Origin of the sequence: Streptomyces sp. BA2, from assembly GCF_009769735.1 — a bacterium.
Lineage (GTDB): Bacteria > Actinomycetota > Actinomycetes > Streptomycetales > Streptomycetaceae > Streptomyces.
This window is the reverse complement of the sequence record NZ_WSRO01000002.1, coordinates 7,365,676-7,390,446: the sequence shown is the minus strand read 5'-3', so window position 1 is coordinate 7,390,446 and position 24,771 is coordinate 7,365,676. Positions and strand designations below refer to the sequence as shown.

Sequence of the window (24,771 nt, the reverse complement as noted above, 5' to 3'; positions counted from 1 at the left end):
ACACACGACGTCGTGCGCATGTTCTCGTACAGATCTTGCCGACCCCGCGCGGCGTTGGTCAGACGCCAGGGGGCGCGGGACAGTAAACGCCACATGGAGCAGGACGCGCCACTTTCCGGCGGTGCGCGGTATGCAGGAGGCATGACGAATCCGATGATCGCCGGGCTTCTCCTCGCCGCGGGCGGTGGGCGGCGCCTGGGCGGCCGCCCGAAGGCACTCCTCGATCACCAGGGGCGGCCCCTGGTGGAGCACGCTGTCCGCGTCCTGCGCGAGGCCGGTTGCACGCGCGTGCACGTGGTACTCGGGGCGGACGCCGCCGCCGTACGCGAGAAGGCCTCGCTCCCCGGCTGCGTACTGATCGACAACCCCGAGTGGGAGGAAGGGATGGGTTCGTCTCTACGGGCCGGGCTCGCCTCCCTGCCTGACACGGGCGCCGACGCCGCTCTCGTCTCGCTCGTCGATCAGCCGGGCATCGGCCCGGACGCGGTGGCCCGCGTGTACGCCGCCTACCGCTCGCCCGCCACCCTCGCGGCAGCCGCGTACGACGGTGAACGCGGCCACCCGGTGCTCTTCGGCGCGGACCACTGGCCGGGCATCGCGGCGAGCGCGGTCGGTGATCGCGGGGCGCGCGCCTATCTGAAGGAACACGCCGGGGAGATCGCGCTCGTCGAGTGCGGGGATGTGGCCCAGGCGTACGACATCGACACGCCCGCCGACCTGATCCACCTTGAGTGACCGGCATGGCACTCAGCGACACGTTCTGTCGATGAAGAGAATCTCGACGTCAACAGACGATTGAACTTCCACTATGAGGAAACTAGTATCCACTGTTCAGAAGCACCCGTTCCCTCAAGTGGGGTCCACGGCCGTATCTCGGCTCCGGTGGCACTGAGTGTCACTGCGAAGGCCCGGCGGCCGCCGCGACACCACCTGTGAAGCTCGCTGAAGGAAGTGACAGCTCATGTCCGCACCAGCGCAGTCCCCGCTGGCCATCGTCGACGCGGAGCCTCTGCCGCGGCAGGAGGAGGTCCTCACCGACGCGGCCCTCGCCTTTGTGGCCGAGCTGCACCGGCTCTTCACGCCCAGGCGTGACGAGCTCCTCAACCGCCGCTCCGAGCGCCGCGCCGAGATCGCCCGCAGCTCCACGCTCGACTTCCTTCCCGAGACCGCGGCCATCCGCGCGGACGACTCCTGGAAGGTGGCGCCGGCCCCGGCGGCCCTGAACGACCGCCGTGTCGAGATCACCGGGCCGACGGACCGCAAGATGACCATCAACGCCCTGAACTCGGGCGCCAAGGTCTGGCTCGCGGACTTCGAGGACGCATCGGCGCCCACCTGGGAGAACGTGGTCCTCGGCCAGCTGAACCTCGCCGACGCCTACGAGCGCCGCATCGACTTCACGGACGACCGCAGCGGCAAGTCGTACTCCCTCAAGGACGCCGACGAGCTCGCCACCGTCGTGATGCGCCCGCGCGGCTGGCACCTGGACGAGCGTCACCTGCAGTTCGAGGGCCGCCCGGTGCCCGGCGCGCTCGTCGACTTCGGCCTGTACTTCTTCCACAACGCCAAGCGCCTCATCGAGCTCGGCAAGGGCCCGTACTTCTACCTCCCGAAGACGGAGTCGTACCTGGAGGCCCGCCTCTGGAACGACATCTTCGTCTTCGCGCAGGACTACGTCGGCATCCCGCAGGGCACCGTCCGCGCCACGGTCCTCATCGAGACGATCACGGCCGCGTACGAGATGGAGGAGATCCTCTACGAGCTCCGCGACCACGCGTCGGGCCTGAACGCGGGCCGCTGGGACTACCTCTTCTCCATCGTCAAGAACTTCCGTGACGGCGGCTCGAAGTTCGTCCTGCCGGACCGCAACCTCGTGACGATGACGGCCCCCTTCATGCGGGCGTACACCGAACTCCTCGTCCGCACCTGCCACAAGCGCGGCGCGCACGCGATCGGCGGCATGGCCGCGTTCATCCCGTCCCGCAAGGACGCGGAGGTCAACAAGGTCGCCTTCGAGAAGGTCAAGAACGACAAGGACCGCGAGGCGGGCGACGGCTTCGACGGCTCCTGGGTCGCGCACCCGGACCTGGTCCCGATCGCGATGAAGTCGTTCGACGCGGTCCTCGGCGAGAAGCCCAACCAGAAGGACCGTCTGCGCGAGGACGTGCAGGTCGCGCCCGGGGACCTCATCGCCGTCGACTCCCTCGACGCGAAGCCCACGTACGACGGCCTGGTCAACGCCGTCCAGGTCGGCATCCGTTACATCGAGGCCTGGCTGCGCGGCCTCGGCGCCGTCGCCATCTTCAACCTCATGGAGGACGCGGCCACCGCCGAGATCTCGCGCTCGCAGATCTGGCAGTGGATCAACGCAGGTGTCGTCTTCGAGAACGGTCAGACGGCGACCGCCGACCTGGCCCGCGAGGTCGCCGCCGCCGAACTGGACGCGATCCGCGCCGAGATCGGCGACGAGGCCTTCGAGTCCGGCAAGTGGCAGCAGGCCCACGACCTCCTCCTCCAGGTCTCCCTGGACGCGGACTACGCGGACTTCCTCACGCTCCCGGCGTACGAGCAACTGCGCTGACTTCCCTGCGGAGTTCATGACGAGGCCCCCGGCACCGCACAGCGCCGGGGGCCGAGTCGCGCCCCGTAAGGGGCGCGGGGAACTGCGCGCTCAGCCACAGACGGCCCGCACCTAACCGAGATGCGAGGACCAATCCTGCTCAGCCGCAGGCTTCCCGTGCAGATCGGGAACCCGCTTGAGCCAGGCGGGACGCCCCTTCTCGGTAGCGGCAGCACGCCGGGCGTCCGCGGCGGCAAGCTCACCCCGGCTGGGAAAGTCCACCGGCAGCCAGGCCGCGGAGGCCCGCGCACGCGCCAGCAGGAAAGCGACGTACGCCTCGCGGACCTCATCGGGGGACGAGAATCCCGGCTCGTCCGCCAGCCACGCGTCCGGCACGAGACCGACGATCTCGCATAGCGCCGCCTCCGTGACGAGCGGGGCCAGTTCAGCATCGGCCGCACGCGTATCGGGTCCGTACCCGCCCAGCGCGTGATGCCGGAAGTCGTACACCTTGTCCGGCGCGGACGCGCCCCAGCGGTGGTGGAAGACCAGGGCCGCGCCGTGGTCGATCAGCCACAGGTGGGGCTCGTGGACGCCGAACGTGGGCCAGATCATCAGGTTCGAACTGTGCACCGTGCGGTCGACGTTCGCGGTGAGGGCGTCGAGCCACACCACCTTGCCCGCCTCCAGCGGGTCCACGTCAAGCGCCTCGGGGGTGAAGTCCACGGCGCCCGGCAGGAGGTCCATGCCGAGGTTGAGACCGGCGCTGGCGGCAAGCAGGTCCCGCACCTCCTGGTGCGGCTCGTCCGCCGCGACCGCCGGATCGAAGTGGACCAGGACGAGCTCGGGGAAGCGCAGGCCGAGGTGGCGGGCCAGTTCACCGACGATGATCTCGGCGACCAGCGCCTTGCGGCCCTGCGCCGACCCGGTGAACTTCACGACGTACGTACCCAGGTCGTCGGCCTCGACGACGCCGGGCACGGAGCCCCCGGTCCGCAACGGGTTCACATACCGGACAGCAGTCACTTCACGCAGCACACCGGCAACTGTATGCCGAGGGCCCGTCCTGCCACGATCCAGTTTCGCCGAGTCAGCACGCGCGCAGGGCCTTCGCGAGGACGCCCTCGCCGGACACCTCGATCCGGCCCGCCTTGACCCCTTCGGCGACCGTCAGGGCGCCCCCGCTCACCGCGACGGACGTCTCCGCGTCCATGACGATGCGGGCGTCCGGTTCCTGGGGCGCCGGTCCGTCCCCGTACGAGCCACCGTCGCCCCCGACACGTACATGGAACTCCCCCTCGTCCAGGCGGACCTGGGCCACCCCTTCCACCCCGAGTCCCGCCAGGGCCCGCAGCAGCGGCAGCGCGAACCAGTGGGCGCGGACCGCGTCCGTCGGCGCGCGCTCCTGGAGGGCGGGCGCGCCCCAGGTGGCGAGGGCCTGGAGGACCGGCAGCAACTCGCGGCCCCGCTCGGTCAGTTCATAGACGTACGCGGCCGATGGCGGGGGCAGGCGGCGGCGCGTCGTCAGGCCATCGCGCTCCATGTCCTTGAGCCGGGACGCCAGGACGTCCGTGCTCACGCCCGGCAGATCGGCGTGCAGGTCGGTGTAGCGGCGGGGGCCGACCAGGAGTTCGCGGACGATCAGCAGGGTCCAGCGGTCACCCACGGTGTCGAGGGCACGGGCGGCAGCGCAGTACTGGTCATAGCTTCGGTGAGGCCTGGGTGCAGGTGGCATGCGACGCAGTCTATGCAAGTTGTTGGACTTTCCAAGCTCCAGCTTGGTAAAACCAAGTAACTCACGTCACGGGAGGCACAGCGCATGGAGTTCCGGCAGTCCAGCAAGCTCAGCGAGGTCTGTTACGAGATCCGGGGCCCGGTCATCGAGCACGCCAACGCCCTGGAGGAGGCGGGCCACAGCGTCCTGCGCCTGAACACCGGCAACCCCGCGCTCTTCGGCTTCGAGGCGCCCGAGGAGATCGTCCAGGACATGATCCGGATGCTCCCCCAGGCGCACGGCTACACGGACTCGCGCGGCATCCTCTCGGCCCGCCGCGCCGTCGCCCAGCGCTACCAGGCCCTTGGCCTCGACGAGGTCTCCGTGGACGACGTATTCCTCGGCAACGGCGTCTCCGAGCTGGTCACGATGGCCGTCCAGGCCCTCCTGGAGGACGGCGACGAAGTCCTCATCCCCGCACCGGACTTCCCCCTGTGGACCGCCGTGACGACCCTCTCCGGAGGCAAGGCCGTCCACTACACGTGCGACGAGTCCGCCGACTGGTACCCGGACCTGGACGACATGGCCGCGAAGATCACCGACCGCACCAAAGCCGTCGTGATCATCAACCCGAACAACCCAACGGGCGCCGTGTATCCCAAGGAGATCCTGGAGGGCATCCTCGACCTCGCGCGCCGCCACGGCCTGATGGTCTTCGCCGACGAGATCTACGACCAGATCCTCTACGACGACGCCGTGCACCACAGCGTCGCCGCCCTCGCCCCGGACCTCGTGGTCCTGACCTTCTGCGGTCTGTCGAAGACGTATCGCGTCGCGGGGTTCCGGTCCGGCTGGCTGGTCGTCACGGGCCCGCAGCAGCACGCGAAGAGCTACCTGGAGGGGCTGACCATGCTCGCCTCCATGCGCCTGTGCCCGAACGCCCCCGCCCAGTACGCCATCCAGGCCGCCCTCGGCGGCCGGCAGTCCATCCGCGATCTCACCGCTCCGGGCGGCAGGCTGCACGAGCAGCGCGACATGGCGTGGCGGAAGCTGAACGACATCCCCGGCATCTCGTGCGTGAAGCCCAAGGGGGCGCTGTACGCCTTCGCGCGCCTCGACCCCAAGGTCCACCCCATCCACGACGACGAGAAGTTCGTCCTCGACCTGCTCCTCCAGGAGAAGATCCAGGTCGTCCAGGGCACGGGCTTCAACTGGCCGCGCCCCGACCACTTCCGCATCCTCACGCTCCCTTACGCTGACGACCTCGACGCGGCGATCAGCCGCATCGGCCGCTTCCTCAGCGGCTACCGCCAGTGACGTCACCGGACGACGGGGGTCGTGTGTCTCTCTGTTCCGCCTGCCAGGTCCCTTCCCTCACCCAGTTCGCCTCGCCCGGCCTCGTCGAGCGGATCGTGTACGGCGGCCTCGACCCGGCGGCCGACCCGGCCTGGGCCGAATCGGGCGCCGCCACCCTCGACGACTACGCGCGCTGGTGCGGCCACCTGTGCGGTCTGACGTGCCTGCGGATGGCACTCGGCCCGTCCGCGCCCTCGCTCTTCGAACTGCGGGACGGCGCACTGAAGTACGGCGCGTACACGGAGGATGCCGATCACACGATCCGCGGGCTGATCTACGCCCCGTTCGCGGAGTACGTGCGTGAGGTGCACGGCGTCAACGGCACGGTGCACCGGCACCTCACGGTGGAGGAGATCACCGGCCTGCTCGACGAGGGCCGCTCGGTCATGGTCTCGGTGCACTACGAGATCCGCCGCCCGCACCGGCCGTCGCCCGGCCGGGGCGGCCACCTCGTGCTGGTCACGGGGCGTTCCGCGGACGGGGGTCTGCACCTGCACAACCCGTCCGGGACCGACGCCGGGACGCGGATGGCGGACATGGCACTTTCGGACTTCGAACCGTTCTTCGCCGGACGCGGAGTGTCCATGCACTGACAGAGGGTCACCCTTGCTGCCAGGATGGCGCGATGATGCGTGGAGGCAGGGTCGCCATCGTGGGTGGAAGCATCGCCGGATGCGCCGCCGCACTCGCCGCGTACCGCGGTGGCGCCGATGAGATCACGGTGTACGAGCGGGCCGCGGGCCGCCTTGCGGACCGCGGCGTCGGGCTCGCGGTGCACAACTCCCGTTACGCGGAGCTGGATTCCGCCGGGTATCTGGACGCGGACATGCCGTGGGTGCAGCTGGTGCGGCGCCGCTGGTACGTGCGGGACGGGTCGGCCGCGGGGCCGCTCGGGCACGAGATCGGGGCGATGTCGTTCCCCTTCCGTACGTACAACTGGGGCCCTCTGTGGCGTGAGTTGCGCGGCCGGGTGCCCGATTCCGTGGTCTTCCGCTCGGGCGTCACGGTGGACGAGGTGCGGCGCGGCGACGCGACCGCAGAGGGTACGGAGGGCTCGGAGGGCGCCGAGGTGGTCACCGCCGACGGCACCGAGCGTGTCGACCTCGTGGTCGGCGCCGACGGCTACCGCTCCGTGGTCCGTACGGCGGCGTTCGCCACCGTACGTCCCACGTACTCCGGTTACCTCGCCTGGCGCGGCGCCTTCCCGGCCGACCGGCTGCCGGACCCGGAGCTGTGGGCGGAGGAGGACTGCGCCTACGTCGTCTTCTCCGGGGGCCACGTCATCGTCTACCGCATCCCCGACGGAGTCGGCGGCCACCGCGTCAACTGGGTCCTTTACACGGCACCGCCGCCCGACCTCGACCTGGGGCTCGGCCTCGACCTGAAGCTCACCGCCCCCACCAGCCTGCCGCCCGGCGGGCTCACGGAGGCCCTCGCCTCTCACCTCACGTACGTGTGCGACGAGTTGCTGCCACCCTTCTGGGGCGACCTCGTCCGTACGACCACCCCTGACGAGCTCTTCCTCCAGCCGATGTACGACTTCACCGCGCCCCGCTACACCGCGGGCCGTCTGCTCCTGATGGGCGACGCCGCCACCGTCGCGCGGCCGCACACCGGGGCGGGGGCGGTCAAGGCGCTGCAGGACGCGACGGTTCTGGAGTCCGCCTTCGCCACGGCCACGACCTGGGCGGACGCCCTCGACACGTACGACACCGACCGCACCGTCGCCGGCGGCGCGATGGTCGATCTCGGGCGGCGCCTCGGCCGCGCGCTCGTCGAGGAGACGCCGCCGTGGCGGTCGATGGACCAGACGGCCCTTGAGACGTGGTGGAAGCAGGCCGACGGGGGCGGGGCGTTCGGGGGCCGCGAGCTGAGGCGGTAGACCGAGGCCCTGTGCTGAAGGGGCGAAGGGTCATACCCACCCGCCGGTTTGGGTATGCACGTCAAGATCAATAAGATCCGGCGATGATCACAAGACAACGGCTGGCGGCCGGGGCCTTCGCCCTGCTCGCGGCCTTGACCGCCGGACTCGGCACGGCGGGCCCCGCCGCAGCCGACGAAGAAGAACCGGCACAGCCCTCGCCCAAGGTCGAGCTGGTCCTCGACGTCAGCGGTTCGATGCGGGCCCGCGACATCGACGGCAAGTCCCGGATGGCGGCGGCGAAGCAGGCGTTCAACGAGGTGCTCGACGCCACACCGGACGAAGTCCAGCTCGGCATACGCACGTTGGGCGCCAACTACCACGGCGACGACCGCAAGACGGGCTGCAAGGACACCGAACTCCTCTACCCGGTCGCGGAGCTCGACCGCGCGGGGCGCACCGACGCGAAGACCGCGGTGGCCACGCTCGCGCCCACCGGCTGGACGCCGATCGGCCCCACGCTCCTGAAGGCCGCCGACGACCTCAAGGACGACAACACCGAGCGCAGCCGCCGCATCGTCCTCATCTCCGACGGCGAGGACACCTGCCAGCCGCTCGACCCCTGCGAGGTGGCCCGCAAGATAGCCGCCGAGGGCATCCATCTCACGGTCGACACGCTCGGCCTCGTGCCGGACGCCAAGACTCGCGACCAGCTGAGCTGCATCGCGGAGGCCACCGGCGGTACGTACACGTCGGTGCGGCACACCGATGAACTCTCCGGCCGGGTCAAGCAGTTGGTGGACCGCGCGGCGGACCCCGTCGCCACTCCGGTGGCCGCCGAGGGTACCGCCCAGTGCTCCGACGCCCCGCAGCTGAACGCGGGCGTCTACACCGACCGCGAGAAGTTCGGCGAGCACCGCTGGTACCGCGTCGCCGTCAAGCCCGGCCAGGAGCTGCGCGCTTCCGTCAGCGTCGGCGCCGACCGCGCGGTGAATCGGGACTACGGCGTGCTGCTGCGGGCCTCGACCGTGCACGGACGCGAGATCGTGCGGGGCTCCGAGGCGGGCGACGGGCGTACGGACGTGATCTCGACGGGCCTGCGCTATCCGAAGCCGGAGGAGGACGACGAGGAGGAGAGCGGCGGGAGCGAGCCCGTCGGCGAGACCGTGTGTCTCCAGGTGAGCAACTCCTTCTCCGCACCCTCCTCGGTCAAGACGACCCCGGGTCTGCCCGTCGAGCTGGCCGTCGATCTGGTGGACGCGCCCGATGAGGCGTCGGACGTGGCGTCGTTCGGCCTGGGCAACGGCTGGTGGCTGCTCGGCGTACTGATCCTCACCGGCTTCATCGCCGGTCTGGTCTGGGGCTGGGTCTCGCGCTGGCGCTTCGCGGTCTGGAGGACCAACTGATGCATGCGACACGTGTGTTGAGCCGGATCGGCGTGTTGAGCCGGATCGGCGTGCTGAGCCGGGCAGGTGTGCTGGCCGGCGCCGCGCTCCTCGCCCTGGCCGGTTCGGCCGGAGTGGCGTTCGCCGATGGCGCCGAGGACGGTGACAAGCCCACCGAGGCCGGTACCTCCTTCCGTACGGCGACGGCGATCCAGCCGGACCAGGAGGCGACGGCGGAGGCGTCCACCGGCGACTACCTGTACTGGTCGTTCCCCGCGGACATCGGGCAGCGCCCGACCGTGCACGCCACGGTGAAGCTGCCCGACGCCGCCGCACGGCACGGCGATTCCACCTGGCAGGTCGATGTGTACGACGGGCTGCGGCGCCACCAGGCGTGCCGGATCGGCGCGCAGACCAGGACGGCCGCGCAGGACGCCGCCACGGTCGAGCTGTCCTGCACGCTGCGCACCGTGCGCGGCTGGTCCGAGCCGTGGGCCAACGACCCGTTGCCCGGCACGTACTACGCGCGTGTGACGGTCACCGGCCTCAAGGCCGACGACCTGGGCCTGCCGATGCGGGCCTCGACGACAGTGACGTCGAGCGACGCGGGCGGCGCGCAGGCGGTGGACGGCGCGCTGGCGGAGCCGTTGGTGCCGGGGGCGGGCACGAAGATGGCGGCGGCCTCCGGTGAGCCGGAGGACGGCTGGGCGTCGGGCTTGTGGTCGTCGCGCTGGCTGTGGACCGCGGGCGGCGGTGTGCTCGGCGCGCTCGCGGGCATCGGGGGCTACTGCCTGACGCGCGGCTCGGGCCGCCCGGCGCGCGTACCTGCGGGGATCTAGTCTCGGTGGTGGCCGGACCGCCCTGTGCGCGGGTCCGGCCACCACCGACAGACCCCTCAGATCCATCGACAGACAGGAAGTTCCGCACCATGGGTGACCTGCTCCTCGTCCGGCACGGCGAGACCGAGTGGTCGATGAACGGCCGGCACACCAGCTGGACGGACATCCCGCTCACCGAGAACGGCAGGGAACAGGCGCGGGGCCTCGCGGGTCTCGTGGGGCGGTTCCGGATCGGCGCGGCGTTCACGAGCCCCCGGCAGCGGGCCAGGGACACGGCGGAGTTGGCGGGGTTCCCGGACGCCCGGGTGGACCCCGACCTGAGCGAGTGGGACTACGGGGCGTACGAGGGGGTCACGACGGTGGAGATCCATCGCACACGCCCCGACTGGTATCTGTTCACGGACGGAGTGGCCCCGGGCCCCGCCGAGCACCCCGGTGAGACCCCGGAGGAGGTCGGCGAGCGGGCGGACCGGATGCTGGCCAAGGTCGATGCGGCTCTGGCCAACTACGAAAGCAGTGTGGTCCTCTTCGCGCACTCCCACTTCCTGCGGGTGCTGACGGCCCGGCGGCTCGGACTGCCGGTGTCGGGCGGGTCGTTGTTCCAGCTGGCGACGGGGACGGTGTGCCGCCTCAGCACGGAGCACGGCCGCCCGGTGGTGGCGAGCTGGAACATCCGGCCGTAAAACCAGGCACACTCTGTCCCATATAGCACTCTCACCACCAAGAAGGATCGTGAATGATCACGCTCAAGAAGGAAGACGGACCTGCGGATCTGGGCGGCGTGACCCGTCTGTCCATAGGAGTGTCCTGGGACCCCACCGTCGGCAGCAGCGGTGGCCTGATGGGCAAGCTCCGCCAGAAGGCCGGCACCGACCTCGACCTGATCGCCATCGCGATGGCGGGGGCCGACCCGGTGCGCCTCGCCGGACTCGACTCGACCGACCCGCTGGGCAACGGCTCGCTGGTGCACAGCGGCGACAACCAGACCGGCAAGGGTGACGGCGACGACGAGACGGTGACCGTCGAGTTCGAGCGCGTGCCGGACAACATCACGTCCATCGTGTTCGTCGCCGCCGCGTACAAGAAGCGCAGCGCCTTCCAGAACGCGCGCAACATCAGCTTCAAGGTGTACGACGCCACGGGCGGCAGCACCCAGCAGGTCGCCGACATCTGGCCGAGCCTGCTCACGAACGACAACGGCTGCGCCGTGGCGAAGGCGATCCGGGACGGTGCGACCTGGAAGCTCCAGGTCATCAACGAGACCGGGAAGATCAAGCAGGGCGACGAGCAGGCCCTGATGCGTTTCGCGATGAGCAAGTAGCGAGCTGAGCAAGTAGGAGCGGAAGTACGGGCCGGCCGGGGAGACCGGCCGGCCCGGTTCGACACACGCCCCCAAGATCATCAAGACTTGCCGCCATGCGATACGGCGTGAACCTCCTCAACTTCGGCTCCGGCACCACCCCCGACTCCCTCGTCCGTCAGGCGACCGACGCCCGTGAACTCGGGTTCGGCTTCGCGATGATCTCCGACCACATAACGGTCACCCCCGACGTGCATTCGGTCTATCCGGCCCCGTTCTACGACCAGTTCGTGCTCGCCGCGCATCTCGCGGGCCGCGTCCCGGGGCTGCGGCTCGGCACGACGATCACCGTGATCCCTTACCGCCACCCGCTCCAGACCGCCCGCCTGGCCGCCAACATCGACCAACTCAACGAAGCGGGCTTCATCCTCGGCGCCGGTGTCGGCTGGTCCCGCGCCGAGTACGAGGCGCTCGGCGTCCCGTTCGAGAAGCGCGGCGCCATCACGGATGAGTACCTCACCGCCATCCGCGCCGCCTGGAGCGAGGAGACGACCTCCTTCCAGGGCCGGTACGCCGCCTATGAGGACATCCGCAACGCCCCCGCCCCGGCGACGCAGATGCCCGTCTGGGTCGGCGGCAACTCCCCCGCGGCCCAGCGCCGCGCGGCCCGCCTCGGCGAGGGCTGGCACCCGTTCATGCCGACGCTCGAAGCCGTACGGACGGCGCTGCCCCGCATCGCGGCGGAGGCCGGGGCCGCCGGGCGCCCCGTGCCGGACCTCGTGCCCCGCCTCCAGCTCAAGCTCACCGCGCAGCCGGACACGGAGGACCGCCCTCTCGGTCACGGGAGCGTCGACCAGCTCCGCGCCGACCTGGAGGCGCTCGCCGAGCTCGGCGCCACGGACGTGCTGCTCGACACCTATCCCGGCACGCCCGCCGAGCGGGGCACCGCCGACGACGACCGGCGCACGCTGGAGCTCGTCGCCGAGAAGGTGGTCGACCCCGTAACGGGAACGGTTCGCTGAACATCGGGAAACATCGGGAACAGTTCGGCGGCCGGTCATCCACCCTCAGCTGACATCCCGCGGCCGTTGTCAGTGGGGCAAGGCACTATCGGAACCAGGCAGAAGGACCTGGGAAAGAGGTGGGCTCATGACGAAGCCTCCGACGGCCGCTCAGCGGCGGATCATCGAGGCCGCGGACCCGGCGACCGGCCGTCTCACCGGGAGCGAGGCACAGCTGGCGGGACTGGTGCGCCACCGCCTCGCTTTCCGGCACCCCCGTCCGCCGCACGCCTATTTCCTGACGCCCACGGGCCATCGCATACGGGAGGGGAAGGAGAGTCCTCCAGCCGCCGATGCCCCCGGCCCTCCTCCGGACACCCCCGCCGCCTCCGGCCTCTTCGCCGCCCGCACCGGCGCCGAGCCGACACCACCGCCGGGCGCGGAGAGACCGGAGGCCCGCGCACGTGACGTGCGCAGCGCCTGGGAGGGCCTCCTGGAGATGCGCCGCATGACCAATCCGGACGGCGCGCGGGACCGTCCCTGCGCCTGGGAGCGGAAGCATCTGGTGCAGGCCGCCGCACTGGCCCTGGAGGCGGCGGGCTGCCCGCCCGGACCCGACGGATACCGAGTGGACGAGACCCCGCAGCCCGAGGCCGTCGCCGTCCGCGAGGCGGCGGCGGACGGGCTGCGGGCGTGCGCGACGGCGCTGGAGGCCGCGGGCTGGCAGGTCAGTGAGCACGCCGAGCGGCCTCATGGGGTGCGCTATCTCCTCGCCTCGCCCCGGAGAAGCTAGACAATCTTGAAGTGACCGTGTTGAACCGTTGAAGGGAATGTCGTGGCGGAGCCGTTTTCCGTGAGCATCAGCGTCCGTGGGTACGAGACGGACTCGCAGGGCCATCTGAACCAGGCCGTCTATCTCCAATACGCCGAGCACGCCCGCTGGTCGGTGCTGCGCGCGGCCGGAATCGAGCAGGCCGATCTGCTCGCCAAGGGGGTGGGCCCGGTCGCCCTGGAGAACACCATCCGCTACTTCAGCGAGCTGCGCGCGGGCGACGAGGTGGAGGTGAGCTGCGTCTTCGTGTGGGGCGAGCGCAAGACGTTCCGCATCGAGCAGACGATCCTCAAGGCGGACGGCACGAAGGCCGCCGAACTGCACTCCATCGGCGGCCTCCTGGACCTGAACGAACGGCAGATGGTGGCCGACCCCCGCGAGTACTTCAGGGCGCTGGCGGACGACCCGGCTGTGATCGGCCTCTGACCGGCCTTCGGCAGCACGGGAGTTGGGGGCGCCGGTCCGGGGTGGCGGGAACTAGATTGGCCGGTGATCGTTCTTTCAAGCAGTAAGCAGGCCCGCTCACCCCCAGGAGGCCCCCGTGCCGGACCGCGACCCCCAAGCCGAAGCCGCCGCGGACATACGCGCGCGCATCGACACCAGCACGCCGCACTCCGCGCGCTTCTGGAACTACTTCGTGGGCGGCAAGGACAACTACGAGAAGGACCGCGAACTCGGCGACCACATCAAGCAGATCCACCCCGGCCTGGTCGACGTGGCACGCCTGAGCCGGCACTTCCTGGGCCGCGCGGTCCGGCATCTGGCGACGGAGCAGGGCATCCGCCAGTTCCTCGACATCGGCACGGGCCTGCCGACCGCCGACAACACGCACGAGGTCGCCCAGCGCGTCGCCCCGGACTCCCGGATCGTGTACGTGGACAACGACCCGCTCGTCCTGGCCCACGCCCGCGCGCTGCTCACCAGCACGCCCGAGGGCGAGACCGCGTACATCGACGCCGATCTCTACGCCCCCGAGGCCATCCTGGAGGCCGCGAGCGCGACCCTGGACCTCTCCCGTCCGGTCGCCCTGATGATTCTCAACACCCTTGGCCACGTGGCGGATTACGAGCAGGCGCACGAGCTGGTGTCCCGGCTGATGGCGGGCCTGGCGTCCGGCAGCTATCTGGTGATCAGCGACAGCACCGCCACCAGCGACGGCATGATCGCGGCGTCGAACGCGTACAACAAGAGCGGCGCGATCCCCTACTACGTCCGCGGCGTCGAGGAGATCGGCGGCTTCTTCGACGGCCTGGAGCTGGTGGATCCCGGGGTCTGTCAGGTCACCCGATGGCGCCCGGACTCCGGCTCCGCGGACACGACGCCGGTCGACGCGTACGGCGCGGTGGCCCGCAAGCCATAGGTCTCTCCGGAGCGGTGGGGGCTACGCGTCCACCAGCCCCCGCCGCTCGTCATAGTCCGCACGCGACTGCGCGATCGTCACCCGGTGCCGCTCCGCCCACCCCGTCAGGGACAGCAGCGTGCCGTGCAACTCCTGGGCGACCGGGGTCAGTTCGTACTCCACCTTCGGCGGTACCGTCGGATGCACCGTGCGCGTGAGCAGGCCGTCGCGCTCCAGATTCCGCAGGGTCAGGGTCAGCATGCGGCGGCTGATGCCGTCGATGCTGCGCTCCAGCTCCGTGAAGCGGATGGGGCCGTGGGCCGCCGCGACCAGGATCGGCACGCTCCATTTACCCACCACCCTGTCAAGAACTTCCCGCACGGGGCATGCCTGCGCGTTCACCACCTGCGAGGTAACACCGGTGTTCCTTCGGGACATTGAAGTGCCTCCTTCTCCCGGCCTCCATGGTCACCCACGATGAGTCCCGTTACAAGTCGTGCACCTATGCAGTTCATGGAGGTTTTCATCGTGTCCGAGGCCAGGGCTCAGGTCCCATCCACCCCACTACGCTCCCGCCGGGCGTCGCTCGCCGTGCTCTCCTCGGGTCTCCTGATGACGATCATCGACGGCAACATCGTGACCGTCGCGATGCCCGCCATCCAGAGCGACCTCGGCTTCTCGGCGCCTGGCCTCGCCTGGGTCGTGAACGCCTACCTCATCGCCTTCGGCGGCCTGCTCCTTCTCGCCGGACGGCTCGGTGATCTCATCGGCCGCAAGCGGATGTTCGTCTCGGGCCTCGCCGTGTTCACCGCGGCGTCCGTGCTGTGCGGGGTCGCCACCGACCAGGGCCTGCTCATCGCGGCACGCGCCGTGCAGGGCGTCGGCGGGGCGATGACATCGGCGGTCGTACTCGGCATGCTGGTGGCGCTCTTCCCCGAACCGCGCGAACAGGCAAGGGCCATCGCGGTGTTCAGCGCGGTCGGCGCGGCGGGCGGCGCGCTCGGCACGTTCCTCGGCGGCGCGCTCACCGAGGCCCTCAACTGGCACTGGATCTTCCTGATCAACCTGCCGATCGGGGCCGTCGCGCTCGTCGCGGCGGTACGCGTCCTCGCGAACGACCGCGGCACGGGCCTCGCCGGGGGCGCCGACTATCCGGGCGCGGCGCTCGTCACCGGCGCGCTGATGCTCACCGTCTACACCATCGTCGGATCCGCCGAGCACGGCACGCCCGCCACGCTCGCGCTCGCCGCCCTCTCCCTCGCCCTGTACGCCGCCTTCGCCGTGCGCCAGGCCCGCACGGCCCGGCCCCTGCTGCGCCTGCGCGTCTTCCGCTCCCGCGTCCTGACCGGCGCCAACGCCGTGCAGATCATGATGATCGCGGGCATGTTCGGCTTCCAGTACATCGGCGCGCTCTACTTCCAACGGGTACTCGGCTACGGCGAGTTGAAGACCGGCTTCGCGTTCCTGCCCGCGCCGATCGCCATCGGCGTCCTGATGGTGGGTCTGTCCGCCAGGGTGATCGGCCGCTTCGGCCCCTACCGTTCGCTGCTCGCGGGCCTGGTCCTCATCACGGCCGGTCTCGCCCTCCTCGGCCGCCTGCCCGCCGACGGTTCGTACGTCGTCGACGTACTCCCAGCGATGCTGCTGCTCGGCGCCGGGTTCGCGGCGGCGATGCCCGCCGTGACGGGGCTCGCGATGTCAGGGGCGCGCGAGGAGGACGCGGGCCTTGCCTCCGGGCTCTTCAACACCACGCAGGTGGTGGGCGGTTCACTGGGCCTGGCCGTGCTGACCACCCTCGCCGCGAGCCGCACGGAGAGCCTGCTCGCGGGCGGCGGGCGGACCGTGGCGGCCACGGCCGACGGTTACCGCCTCGCCTTCTGGGTGGCCACGGGCATCGCGGCCGCGGGCCTCGCCCTGGCGGCGACGCTGCTTCGCCCGGAGCGCGGGGCGGCCGCCTCCGATGACACTGCCGCTGCCGACGCCACTGCCGCCGCGACCGAGCGGGAGCGGAAGCCGGAGCGCCGCGAGCCCACGACCGTGTGAACCAGCTGTTAGACCGATCCGGGTACTCCTCTTGCCTCACGACCGGCCGGGCCATTACGGTCCGGCCAGCCGTGAATCTACGCGCGTCGCACACCGAGCGAGAGGTCCCTGACCATGCGTAAGACCGTCCTGACCGCAATGACCGTACTGGGCGCGGGAATTGCTCTGGCGCTCAGCACCGGCCTGTCCACGGCGCAGCCCGAGACCGGCCGGTGGCAGCAGGTCGGGGACGACGTGAAGTCAGGCATCAGCGGGCTCACCGTCACCTCCCGTTCGGGTGACGATCTCCGCGCCCTCGTCGTACGCGACAACAAGCGGCCCGGCGAGAACCGCATCGCCGAAGTGACCCACCGGCCCGGCCGGCCCGCAGAGGTCTCCGCGATGACGTGGCTGAGCGGTGCCGAGCCCGTCGACCTGGAGGCGGTCGACGCGGTGCCGGGGACGTCCGACGAGTACGTGGCCGTGGCAAGCCGCGGACTCGCCTACCACCTCAAGCTGGCCGACGCCGGGGAGGCCGTACGCGTCCTGGACATCGCGCCGCTGCCCGCGATCGGCGCGGGCGACGACTTCGAGAGCTTCACGCTGACCTCACGGAACGGGAAGACGGCGGCGCTCTGGGCGGACCGCGGCGCGGGCGCGGACCGTCCCGCGACGCTGTACGCGGCAGCGTTCTCGGTCAATTCCTACGGTGAGTCGAAGTTCGGCGCGGTGAAGAAGGCGACCCTCCGCGCGCCGTACCCGAAGGGGAACGTACGCCACGCTTCGGACATCGAGGTGACCAAGTCGGGCCGCATCCTTGTCAGTTCGGCTTCGGACGCCGGTGACGACGGGCCGTTCGACTCCGCGGTGAGCGACGCGGGCAAGCTGACGGTCACCTCCACGGGGAAGGTGCGTCTTTCCGTCGACAGGTCGCCCGAGCTCCTGGAGACGTTCGAGGGCCACAAGATCGAGGCGCTGCGCTGTCTCCCCGGCTCCGGCCTCGCGGCCCTCGGCACGGACGACGAGAACGCGGGAGGCTCCCTCACCACGCGCCGGCTCTGCGACTGACCTCGGCGCCTTCTGCCCGCCGGCAGAGACGGCCGAGTGCCGCGCACTGCAGGGCCATGGACACCGCCATGGCCAGGCAGACGCCCGGCAGCCCCTGGTCCAACAGGGCGTAGGCGAGGGCCAGTTGTACCGCCACACCGACTGCCGTGATGCGGGCGAGGGCCGGACTGCCGCCGCCGCCCTCGAACACGCCGCCCAGCGCGATGAAGCAGGCGAGCAGCACCAAGTAAGGCCCCAGGCACCGCAGATAGAGCACCCCGGCGGCGGCCACCTCGCCCTCGGCGCCGAAGCCCCGCATGATCCACGGACCGGCGACGAGCAGCAGCAGCGCTGCCGTAAGGCCCAACACCCCCGCGACGAACAGCACTTGGCGCCCGACGGCCCGCCGCTCGTCACGTCCCGTGCCCAGCAGGTGGGCGGTGTGGATGGCCGCGGCCTGGCGCACGGAGTAGAAGGCCATCGTCGCCAGATACATCGCCTTGGTCGCGATGCCGTACGCGGCGACCTCGCCCACGCCGATCCTGGCGACGACCGCGACCAGCGCGAGCGCGCCCGTCATCCGGAGAACGAAGTCCGCGGACATCGGAAGCCCCGTCGCCACCGTCCTGCGGGCGTCGGCGGCCAGTCGCTCCACCCCGCACCCCTGGACGGGCGCTGCCCGCAGCACGTCGTTCCGCCGCAGCGCCGCGAGACCCCAGAGCAACGCGACCGCCCGGCCGATGACCGTGGCGATCGCCGCACCGCGCACGCCGAGCCCGAGCCCGAGGATGAACAGCGGGTCCAGGACGAGGATCAGGCCGTTGGCCAGCAGGGCGAGGCGCATGGGAGTGCGGGTGTCTCCCGCGCCCTTGAGGATTCCGTCGACGACGTTCGTGGCGAAGTACACGGCCATGCCCGGCAGCGCGATCGCGAAGTAGCCGGTCGTGAGGGCGAGCGCGTCCCCCTCACCTCCGCCGAGGACCAGCCGGGCCAGCGGCTCCCGGCACAAGTAGCCGCCGACGGCAACGACGGGCGTGATCAGCGCCCACAGGGCCCAGCCGCCGCGCACCGCGGACCGTACAGCCGCCTGGTCCCCCGCTCCTCTGGCCCGCGCGACCAGGACCGTCGTACCGGACCCTGCCATGAGGATGACGCCGAGCAGCAGGTTCTCGACGTTCGTGGCGACGGCCACCGCGGCGACCGCGGCACCGCCGAGCCGGGCCACCCAGAGCATGTTGATGATCCCGGCCGTGACACCGGCGAGCAGCTCGAAGTAGACCGGGTACGCGAGCGACACCAGCCGTCGGCGATGTTCCTTCGAACCCACCATTCCCCCTCTTTCCGCTGTACCTCGATTCGAGGTACAGCGGAAAGAGATAGCATCAACCGCACGGCCGGACAAGGAGCCGGACAAGGGCCGGACAAGAGAAGGGGCTCAACTCACGTGCTGGAGCTGTCGATCCTGGGCTTCCTCCACGAGGAACCCCTCCACGGCTACGACCTCAAGACCCGCATCCAGGGCCTCAGCGGCCACATCCGCCCGGTGAGCGACGGCGCGCTCTATCCGGCGATCACCCGCCTGGTGAAGGCGGGCCTCGTCGAGCAGCGCACCGAGCCGGGCAAGAGCGCCGCGCCCCGCCGGATCCTCTCCCTCACGGAGGCCGGGCACGGCGAACTGCGCGCCCGGCTCCGGGACCCCAAGGACGCCGAAATCACCGACGGGCAGCGCTTCTTCACCCTGCTCGCGTTCCTGCGCCACCTCCCCGACCCGGCAGAGCAGGCCGCCGTGCTCCGCCGCCGCAAGGCCTTCCTGGACACACCCGCGAGCTTCTTCTACCGCGACGGGAAACCGGTGACGGCGGAGGAGGCACCCGACCTCTTCCGCCAGGGCATGCTCCGGATCGCCCGCGCCACCGGCACGGAGGAGAAGAAGTGGCTTACCGAGGCCATCGAAGCCCTGGAGGCATCCGCCCGGGAGGCATCCGCCCTGGAGGCCGGGCGCGGCTGACGGTTCGGTGGAGCTCAGGGCCGCTGCGCGGCCACCAGCTCCCGGGCCTCCTCGTCCGTCGCGACCGACGGCGGGGAGCCCTCCAGGGGCTTGCGGGCCGTCTCCTTCATCGCGGCCACCGCGATGATGCCGACCAGACCCGCGAGCATCGTGTAGAAGGCAGGCATCAAGTCGTTGCCGGTCGCGCCGATCAGAGCGGCGACGACCAGCGGGGTCGTACCGCCGAAGAGCGAGACCGAGATGTTGAAGCCGATGGAGAGGGAGCCGTAGCGCACGTCCGTCGGGAACAGGGCCGGGAGCGACGAGGACATGACGCCCAGGTAGCAGACCAGGGCGAGGCCGAGGATGAGCAGGCCGGTGAAGACCGCCACCGTCCCGCCCTGCTTGATGAGGAGGAAGGCCGGCAGGGCCAGGACGAAGAAGCCCACCGAGCCCGCCATCAGGACCGGCTTGCGGCCGATGCGGTCGGAGAGGCGGCCGACGGAGTTGATGAGCGCCATCAGGATCAGCATGACGAGCACGATGGACATCAGGCCGCCGGTCTCGCCGAAGCCGAGCTGTGTCAGGTAGGTCGGCATGTACGAAAGCAGCATGTAGTCGGTGACGTTGAACGCGGCGACCAGCGCGATGCAGAGCAGCATCGCCCGCCACTGGCCGAAGAAGGATTCCTTGAAGGACTTCTTCTGGCGCTCGGCGGCCGGCCCGCTCTCCGCCTCCGCCATCTTCTGGAAGGCGGGCGACTCGTCGAGCTTCAGCCGCAGGTAGAGACCGATGAGGCCGAGCGGCGCCGCCACCAGGAACGGGATGCGCCAGCCCCAGGACTGCATGGCGTCGTCGCTGAGCCACATCGTCAGGGTGGTGACGAGCACCGCCGCGACGGTGTAGCCGATGAGGGTGCCGAACTCCAGGAAGGAGCCCCAGAATCCGCGGCGCTTGTCGGGCGCGTACTCGGCGATGAAGGTCGCGGCGCCGCCGTACTCACCGCCCGTGGAGAAGCCCTGCACCATGCGGCAGAGGACGAGGAGGACCGGGGCCCAGACGCCGATGGTGGCGTAGCTGGGGATCAGACCGATCGCCAGGGTCGCCGTCGACATCATGATCATGGTCAGCGCGAGGATCTTCTTGCGGCCCACGCGGTCGCCGAGCGGCCCGAAGAACATGCCGCCGATGGGGCGTACGAGGAACGCGGCGGCGAAAGTGGCCAGGGAGGAGAGGGTCTGCGCGGTGTCGTTGCCTGAGGGGAAGAACTCCTTGCCGATGATCACCGCGAGGTAGGCGTAGACGCCGAAGTCGTACCACTCCATGGCGTTGCCCAGGGCGGTCGCCTTGACCGCCCTCTTGACCTGGGCCTCTTCGGTGACGGTGATGTCCGACTGACGCAGGCGCGGGTTCTTCCGGCGGTGGATCGCGCGGAAGAGCGCACGGTGCCTGGCTATGGCCTCCGGAGCGGGTGCTGGTGTTTCGGGGGCTTCGGGGGCGCTCACGGGGCAGTCACCTTCTTGGTCGGCAATGATCTGTCATCGACCGTCTGACCTGGGAAGTCAAAGATCGACGAACGGTCGTCTGCCCAGCCGGGCGTCGGTCAACACTGTCAATTCCGAGGACCGGAAAGTGCCCGCCATTGGTCCTCACAGCAGGGGCCCCAAGTCCTGACTTCCCAGGACTTGGGGCCCGTCACTCAGCCGAGGACCCGTGGGCCGCTCAGCGCCCGTGCGTCAGCGCGCGTACAGCTGTGTCGCGGGCACGATCTGCTGCTCCTGTCCGGGGCTGGACCAGAGCAGCTTCATGTGGGCCTCGCCGGTCTGTTCCGCGTACTCGACCTTGATCGTGTGCCGCTTCCCGGCGGTGAGGGCGACCTGGCCCTTGTCGATCTTCGGCTCGTGCGGTGTCCACGAGTCGATGACGAGCTTGCCGTCGACCCACACGCGCGCCATGTCGTCAGAGACGGTCGTCAGCGTGTACGTCTCCGAGCGGCGCGGCTCCAGCTTCCCTGTCCAGCGGACGCTGAACTTGTCGGAGGGGATGCTCGCCGCCGGTGAACCCTCGTACTTCCAGGCGTGGTTGACGGAGCGGTCGGTGCGGGTGATCTTCGGGGTGCCGCTCAGGTCCGCGTTGTCGAAGATCTCCTGCTTCAGGCCCTTGCCCTTGCCGGGCCGTGCTGTCGGCCCCGGGTCCACCCTCAGCTCGATGACCGTGGCGGTGTCGTTGGTCGCGGCGCCGGACGGCTTCAGGTCGATGCCGTCGCCGGACTTGGTGACGGTCACCTTCTGGTCGCTGCCGAGCACCCGCGCCGACGTGACGTCGAAGTCCGTACGCGCCTTCAGGTGCAGGGCGGTACCGGACGCCGGCCACTGGGTGACCGCCGCGTACAGCTTGTCGCCCTTGCGGCTGACCGAACCCCAGGACGGCTCCTCGACGAGTCCGCCGAAGCGGGCGCCGAACACCGCGTTGCCCTGGCCGGACGTACGCAGCCAGTCGCCCATCTGCTTCAGGCGGTCGACGGAGGGCTGCGGGACGCGGCCGCGGGCGTCGGGGCCGACGTTCAGGAGGTAGTTGCCGCTGCGGGACGTCGTGGAGAGGAGGTTCCTGACCAGGGTGGACGACGACTTCCAGTTGGTGTCGTAGCGCGCGAAGCCCCAGTGGCCGTTGAGGGTCATGCAGGATTCCCAGAGCTGGCCGTCGACCGGGGCGCCGGGGATCTCCTGCTCGGGGGTGCCGTAGTCGCCGTCGACCACGCGGCGCTTGCCGACGCGGTTGTTGATGATGAGGTCCGGGTCGAGGTCGCGGAGGTAGGCCTCCAGCTTCTCGCCGTCCTTCGCCGTCCAGGGGTTGTTGGGCTTGTCCGTGTCCCATTCGCCGTCGAACCAGAGCAGGGCGGGGTCGTAGGTGTCGACCAGCTCCTTGAGCTGGGCGCGCATTCGCTTCTCGTACTTGGGGAAGGTGGCCGGGTCGGGGAAGTCCGGGTCGTGCCAGTCCCAGATCGAGTAGTAGAAGCCGAGCTTGATGCCCGCGTCGTCGGATGCCTTCTTCAGCTCGGCGAGGATGTCGCGGTTCTTGTCGAAGGACGAGTGGTCGCGCAGGTTCCAGTCGTTGACCTTCGTGGGCCACATCGCGTAGCCCTCGTGGTGCTTCGATGTGATGACGATGTAGCGCATTCCGGCGTCCTTGGCCGCCTTGACCACGGCCTTGGCGTCGAAGTCGGCGGGGTTGAACGCCGCGGCCTGCTTCTCGTACTCGGCCTTCGGGATGTCGCACTGGCGCTGGATCCACTCGGCGTCACGGCAGAGGGAGCCGTCGGCCTTCTTGTACTCGCCCTCCAGGTTGGAGTACGCGCCGAAGTGGATGAACATGCCGAAGCGGTCCTGCCGGAACCAGCTGGTGCGGTCGGCGGTGAAGGGGTCGTCGGTGGCGTGGTCGGTTCCGGGGCCGGCGGCGGCCGGGGGTTCCGTCGGCGCGGCGACCGCCGTGGGGACGGCTGTCGCGGCGAGGGCCGAGGCGAGGAGCAGGGCGATCCCGGCGACTCTTCGCCGGGTGCGGCTCAGCTGTGTGCGCATGGGGGCGGCTCCCTGAGGTTGACGGGTCGCTCGGGAACGTAGGGTTGAATACATCGGATGTCAATGCGCCCAACTGACACCGATGGGGCGGATGTTGGCGTGATCACGTGACATCGCTCCGATGACTGGCCCCGGGGGCACCCCCCGGGGCACCCCCGAGCCACCCTCGCCCCCCGCTCCATAAAGCTTTCAAGCGAATTCCGGTCGGCCCGGGTCGGCCTGCGATAGGAATCTGTGACTCCGATAAACCCGCCGCACAACACCCCATCCGCTATTGACTATTCACCGGAAGAGCCTTTGTGAGAGTGGTGTAGCATCGGATCAGGCAGATAAATCGTCGACGATTGAAATCAGCCAACGGGGGCCCTCATGTCATCGATAAAGATCCTGCTTGTCGACAGCGAACAACTCGTCCTCGAAGGATTCCGCAAGCTTCTCGACGGGTTTACGGAATTCTCCGTGGTGTCCATCGCCCATGACGCCGCCACCGCCCTTGAGCACTTACGCGGGCGCCGCCCGCAGATCGTCGTGATGGGACTCGGCGTGCCCGGAACAGGCGGTGTGGACGCGATCCGGGCCATTCGCCGCGAGTCCGGCCACGTACGCATCGTCATCCTCTCCTCCAACCAGCAGCCCGTCTATATGCGCGAGGCCTTCGTGGCCGGGGCCAACGCCTATCTCTCCCGCAGCATCGACGCGAACGAACTGCGCGGGACGCTCCTCGCGGTGCACCGCGACGGCGCCGCGTTCACCGCGGCCACCGCGGGCCCGATCCTGCAGCTCATGTCGGGCCGCCACCGCGGCGACGACACGGCCCTGTCGACGCTGACCGAGCGCGAGCGGCAGATCCTGTCCCTGGTCGCCGACGACCACGAGACCGACTGCATCGCCACGGCTCTGGGCATTCGCCCGAAGACCGTGCGCAACTATCTGAGCCGTATCTACGCCAAATTGGGCACCCCCAATCGCGTCCAGACCGTCCTGTACGCGAAACGCTCTTTAGGCCGCCAAGGAGGACTCGCGACGGACCCGTGACGCACAGGGCGGGCACCTCCCTCACATCGCTCTGACATCGCTGCGGAACACGCCTCAATTGCCCGCGCAATTGGCCCGTTCATTACGGTTCCTGTACTACATCGGCCACCGCCCTGCACCATGCCGCGCCCGCATCGGCCAGCGCGACAGGGAAGGCCATGAAGGTGAACGCACCGCCCGGCGGTAGGTCTCGCAATCTGGCCAATCCCTCAATCTGGATGAATTCGCGTTTCCGGCCATGGATATGCGTGGGCCAGAGGGCCGCGGGATCTCCGGTCCCGTAGAAGGACTCCACCATCGCGCGGGCGGGGCCGTCGAAACTCCAGCAGTCCGTGCCGAGCACCTTCACGCCGAGATCCAGCAGATGGTCGACGGCCTCGGGAGTGACGGCGGTGGACTCCGTGTAATAGGCGGGAGTACCCAGGCGCAGATCCGAGTCGGTGCGGAAGAGCACCACCGTCCCCGGACCCACCTCCGAACCGGCCGCGCGCAGCGCCTCCTTGACGTCACGGGCCGTGACGCGCCCCCCGCACTCCCGTACGTCGAGGACGACACCGGGCCCGCGGAACCACTCCAGCGGCAGGTCGAGGACCTTCTTGGCGGGCCTGCCCGCGCACTCGGGGCCGTAGTGGAAGGGCGCGTCCACGTGCGTGCCCTGGTGCACGGACATCCGGTAGAACTCGTTCGAGAGGAAGCAGCCGTCGGGCAGATCGCGTACGCGCAGCCTGCGGGCTCCGGTCAGCCAGCGCCAGTAGTTGCGCCGCCGGTCCGTGCGGCTGTCCCCCGGTAACGCCCTGATTCTGCGCGACAGATGGCGGATGCCGTCCCGGTGGAGCCACTGCTCGAACTCCACGCCGGGTGCGCGGCGGCTGATGGGGATGCTCAGGTCCACGTACATAAGTCGGATGCACCTCTCTC

24 protein-coding genes are annotated in these 24,771 nt (G+C 70.0%); 17 read left to right on the top strand and 7 right to left on the bottom strand.

The annotated features are described in order from the left end of the window. Positions 1 to 141: 141 nt before the first annotated feature. Complete coding sequence (locus tag E5671_RS35805; RefSeq protein WP_237330304.1) at positions 142 to 735, top strand: nucleotidyltransferase family protein; 594 nt, start codon at positions 142 to 144, stop codon at positions 733 to 735. A 226-nt stretch (positions 736 to 961) separates the two neighbouring features. Beyond that, the gene (gene aceB / locus E5671_RS35800; protein ID WP_160507991.1) at positions 962 to 2,581 is read left to right on the top strand and encodes a malate synthase A; all 1,620 of its coding nucleotides are present in this window, start codon (positions 962 to 964) and stop codon (positions 2,579 to 2,581) included. A gap of 111 nt (positions 2,582 to 2,692) precedes the next feature. Here aceB and E5671_RS35795 read toward each other — a convergent pair whose 3' ends face one another. Together E5671_RS35795 and E5671_RS35790 are read right to left on the bottom strand one after the other, a co-directional pair. Beyond that, entirely contained in the window at positions 2,693 to 3,598 is a 906-nt protein-coding gene (locus E5671_RS35795) for a HipA family kinase (protein ID WP_160507990.1), read from the bottom strand. A 52-nt stretch (positions 3,599 to 3,650) separates the two neighbouring features. Further along, positions 3,651 to 4,295: a winged helix-turn-helix transcriptional regulator gene (locus E5671_RS35790; RefSeq protein ID WP_160507989.1), complete on the bottom strand. Its 645-nt coding sequence runs from the start codon at positions 4,293 to 4,295 to the stop codon at positions 3,651 to 3,653. A gap of 84 nt (positions 4,296 to 4,379) precedes the next feature. Here E5671_RS35790 and E5671_RS35785 point away from each other — a divergent pair, with 84 nt between their 5' ends. The 11 genes from E5671_RS35785 to E5671_RS35735 all read left to right on the top strand — a co-directional run bounded on the left by E5671_RS35785 (position 4,380) and on the right by E5671_RS35735 (position 14,208). Further along, positions 4,380 to 5,591 carry a pyridoxal phosphate-dependent aminotransferase gene (locus E5671_RS35785; RefSeq protein WP_160507988.1) on the top strand — a complete coding sequence of 404 codons (1,212 nt, stop codon included), beginning with the start codon at positions 4,380 to 4,382 and terminating at the stop codon, positions 5,589 to 5,591. 23 nt (positions 5,592 to 5,614) lie between these two features. Next, positions 5,615 to 6,223, top strand: coding sequence for a C39 family peptidase (locus E5671_RS35780; protein WP_160507987.1), 609 nt, complete (start codon positions 5,615 to 5,617; stop codon positions 6,221 to 6,223). A 35-nt stretch (positions 6,224 to 6,258) separates the two neighbouring features. After that, positions 6,259 to 7,512 (top strand): FAD-dependent monooxygenase, encoded by a 1,254-nt coding sequence (locus tag E5671_RS35775; RefSeq protein ID WP_160510621.1) that lies wholly within the window; start codon positions 6,259 to 6,261, stop codon positions 7,510 to 7,512. A gap of 83 nt (positions 7,513 to 7,595) precedes the next feature. Then, complete coding sequence (locus E5671_RS35770; protein WP_160507986.1) at positions 7,596 to 8,897, top strand: VWA domain-containing protein; 1,302 nt, start codon at positions 7,596 to 7,598, stop codon at positions 8,895 to 8,897. Further along, a complete protein-coding gene (locus tag E5671_RS35765; RefSeq protein ID WP_160507985.1) occupies positions 8,897 to 9,715 on the top strand; it encodes a hypothetical protein in 819 nt (272 codons plus the stop codon). The genes E5671_RS35770 and E5671_RS35765 overlap by 1 nt, the downstream gene beginning before the upstream one ends. A gap of 89 nt (positions 9,716 to 9,804) precedes the next feature. Further along, positions 9,805 to 10,398 (top strand): histidine phosphatase family protein, encoded by a 594-nt coding sequence (locus tag E5671_RS35760; protein ID WP_160507984.1) that lies wholly within the window; start codon positions 9,805 to 9,807, stop codon positions 10,396 to 10,398. A gap of 53 nt (positions 10,399 to 10,451) precedes the next feature. Further along, positions 10,452 to 11,036: a TerD family protein gene (locus E5671_RS35755; RefSeq protein ID WP_160507983.1), complete on the top strand. Its 585-nt coding sequence runs from the start codon at positions 10,452 to 10,454 to the stop codon at positions 11,034 to 11,036. Between the two features lie 95 nt (positions 11,037 to 11,131). After that, positions 11,132 to 12,037: a TIGR03619 family F420-dependent LLM class oxidoreductase gene (locus E5671_RS35750; RefSeq protein ID WP_160507982.1), complete on the top strand. Its 906-nt coding sequence runs from the start codon at positions 11,132 to 11,134 to the stop codon at positions 12,035 to 12,037. A 127-nt stretch (positions 12,038 to 12,164) separates the two neighbouring features. Next, entirely contained in the window at positions 12,165 to 12,809 is a 645-nt protein-coding gene (locus E5671_RS35745) for a hypothetical protein (protein WP_160507981.1), read from the top strand. Between the two features lie 42 nt (positions 12,810 to 12,851). Beyond that, a complete protein-coding gene (locus E5671_RS35740; protein ID WP_160507980.1) occupies positions 12,852 to 13,274 on the top strand; it encodes a thioesterase family protein in 423 nt (140 codons plus the stop codon). Between the two features lie 115 nt (positions 13,275 to 13,389). Beyond that, entirely contained in the window at positions 13,390 to 14,208 is an 819-nt protein-coding gene (locus E5671_RS35735) for an SAM-dependent methyltransferase (protein WP_160507979.1), read from the top strand. A gap of 21 nt (positions 14,209 to 14,229) precedes the next feature. Here the strand turns inward: E5671_RS35735 and E5671_RS35730 are convergent, their stop codons facing one another. Further along, positions 14,230 to 14,625: a winged helix-turn-helix transcriptional regulator gene (locus E5671_RS35730; protein WP_160507978.1), complete on the bottom strand. Its 396-nt coding sequence runs from the start codon at positions 14,623 to 14,625 to the stop codon at positions 14,230 to 14,232. A gap of 75 nt (positions 14,626 to 14,700) precedes the next feature. Between E5671_RS35730 and E5671_RS35725 the strand changes: the two genes are divergently transcribed. Further along, positions 14,701 to 16,230, top strand: a complete 1,530-nt coding sequence (locus E5671_RS35725; protein WP_160507977.1) for an MFS transporter — start codon at positions 14,701 to 14,703, stop codon at positions 16,228 to 16,230. Positions 16,231 to 16,344: 114 nt separating this feature from the next. Beyond that, on the top strand, positions 16,345 to 17,277 hold the full coding sequence (locus E5671_RS35720; RefSeq protein WP_160507976.1) for a hypothetical protein: 933 nt from the start codon (positions 16,345 to 16,347) through the stop codon (positions 17,275 to 17,277). Here E5671_RS35720 and E5671_RS35715 read toward each other — a convergent pair. Beyond that, complete coding sequence (locus E5671_RS35715; RefSeq protein WP_202121392.1) at positions 17,252 to 18,586, bottom strand: MATE family efflux transporter; 1,335 nt, start codon at positions 18,584 to 18,586, stop codon at positions 17,252 to 17,254. The two genes, E5671_RS35720 and E5671_RS35715, sit on opposite strands and share 26 nt — an antisense overlap. A gap of 114 nt (positions 18,587 to 18,700) precedes the next feature. Between E5671_RS35715 and E5671_RS35710 the strand changes: the two genes are divergently transcribed. Further along, positions 18,701 to 19,264 carry a helix-turn-helix transcriptional regulator gene (locus E5671_RS35710; RefSeq protein ID WP_160507975.1) on the top strand — a complete coding sequence of 188 codons (564 nt, stop codon included), beginning with the start codon at positions 18,701 to 18,703 and terminating at the stop codon, positions 19,262 to 19,264. A 14-nt stretch (positions 19,265 to 19,278) separates the two neighbouring features. Here the strand turns inward: E5671_RS35710 and proP are convergent, their stop codons facing one another. Both proP and E5671_RS35700 read right to left on the bottom strand, forming a co-directional pair. Further along, complete coding sequence (gene proP / locus E5671_RS35705; RefSeq protein WP_160507974.1) at positions 19,279 to 20,748, bottom strand: glycine betaine/L-proline transporter ProP; 1,470 nt, start codon at positions 20,746 to 20,748, stop codon at positions 19,279 to 19,281. A gap of 231 nt (positions 20,749 to 20,979) precedes the next feature. Beyond that, positions 20,980 to 22,818: an alpha-L-fucosidase gene (locus E5671_RS35700; protein ID WP_160507973.1), complete on the bottom strand. Its 1,839-nt coding sequence runs from the start codon at positions 22,816 to 22,818 to the stop codon at positions 20,980 to 20,982. Positions 22,819 to 23,187: 369 nt separating this feature from the next. Between E5671_RS35700 and E5671_RS35695 the strand changes: the two genes are divergently transcribed. Continuing rightward, a complete protein-coding gene (locus E5671_RS35695) occupies positions 23,188 to 23,853 on the top strand; it encodes a response regulator transcription factor (protein WP_160507972.1) in 666 nt (221 codons plus the stop codon). An 82-nt stretch (positions 23,854 to 23,935) separates the two neighbouring features. Here E5671_RS35695 and E5671_RS35690 read toward each other — a convergent pair whose 3' ends face one another. Beyond that, positions 23,936 to 24,751 (bottom strand): cyclase family protein, encoded by an 816-nt coding sequence (locus E5671_RS35690; protein ID WP_160507971.1) that lies wholly within the window; start codon positions 24,749 to 24,751, stop codon positions 23,936 to 23,938. Positions 24,752 to 24,771: the final 20 nt, after the last annotated feature.

Excerpts from the sequence above, each read along its gene's own strand:
- E5671_RS35750 (WP_160507982.1), top strand. The coding sequence starts at position 11,132 with ATGCGATACGGCGTGAACCTCCTCAACTTCGGCTCCGGCACCACCCCC.
- E5671_RS35755 (WP_160507983.1), top strand. The coding sequence starts at position 10,452 with ATGATCACGCTCAAGAAGGAAGACGGACCTGCGGATCTGGGCGGCGTG.
- E5671_RS35785 (WP_160507988.1), top strand. The coding sequence starts at position 4,380 with ATGGAGTTCCGGCAGTCCAGCAAGCTCAGCGAGGTCTGTTACGAGATC.
- E5671_RS35725 (WP_160507977.1), top strand. The coding sequence starts at position 14,701 with ATGGAGGTTTTCATCGTGTCCGAGGCCAGGGCTCAGGTCCCATCCACC.
- E5671_RS35700 (WP_160507973.1), bottom strand. The coding sequence starts at position 22,818 with ATGCGCACACAGCTGAGCCGCACCCGGCGAAGAGTCGCCGGGATCGCC.
- E5671_RS35760 (WP_160507984.1), top strand. The coding sequence starts at position 9,805 with ATGGGTGACCTGCTCCTCGTCCGGCACGGCGAGACCGAGTGGTCGATG.
- E5671_RS35790 (WP_160507989.1), bottom strand. The coding sequence starts at position 4,295 with ATGCCACCTGCACCCAGGCCTCACCGAAGCTATGACCAGTACTGCGCT.
- E5671_RS35720 (WP_160507976.1), top strand. The coding sequence starts at position 16,345 with ATGCGTAAGACCGTCCTGACCGCAATGACCGTACTGGGCGCGGGAATT.
- E5671_RS35715 (WP_202121392.1), bottom strand. The coding sequence starts at position 18,586 with ATGGTGGGTTCGAAGGAACATCGCCGACGGCTGGTGTCGCTCGCGTAC.
- E5671_RS35775 (WP_160510621.1), top strand. The coding sequence starts at position 6,259 with ATGCGTGGAGGCAGGGTCGCCATCGTGGGTGGAAGCATCGCCGGATGC.
- E5671_RS35695 (WP_160507972.1), top strand. The coding sequence starts at position 23,188 with ATGTCATCGATAAAGATCCTGCTTGTCGACAGCGAACAACTCGTCCTC.
- E5671_RS35765 (WP_160507985.1), top strand. The coding sequence starts at position 8,897 with ATGCATGCGACACGTGTGTTGAGCCGGATCGGCGTGTTGAGCCGGATC.
- E5671_RS35745 (WP_160507981.1), top strand. The coding sequence starts at position 12,165 with ATGACGAAGCCTCCGACGGCCGCTCAGCGGCGGATCATCGAGGCCGCG.
- E5671_RS35730 (WP_160507978.1), bottom strand. The coding sequence starts at position 14,625 with ATGTCCCGAAGGAACACCGGTGTTACCTCGCAGGTGGTGAACGCGCAG.
- E5671_RS35805 (WP_237330304.1), top strand. The coding sequence starts at position 142 with ATGACGAATCCGATGATCGCCGGGCTTCTCCTCGCCGCGGGCGGTGGG.
- E5671_RS35690 (WP_160507971.1), bottom strand. The coding sequence starts at position 24,751 with ATGTACGTGGACCTGAGCATCCCCATCAGCCGCCGCGCACCCGGCGTG.
- E5671_RS35770 (WP_160507986.1), top strand. The coding sequence starts at position 7,596 with ATGATCACAAGACAACGGCTGGCGGCCGGGGCCTTCGCCCTGCTCGCG.
- aceB (WP_160507991.1), top strand. The coding sequence starts at position 962 with ATGTCCGCACCAGCGCAGTCCCCGCTGGCCATCGTCGACGCGGAGCCT.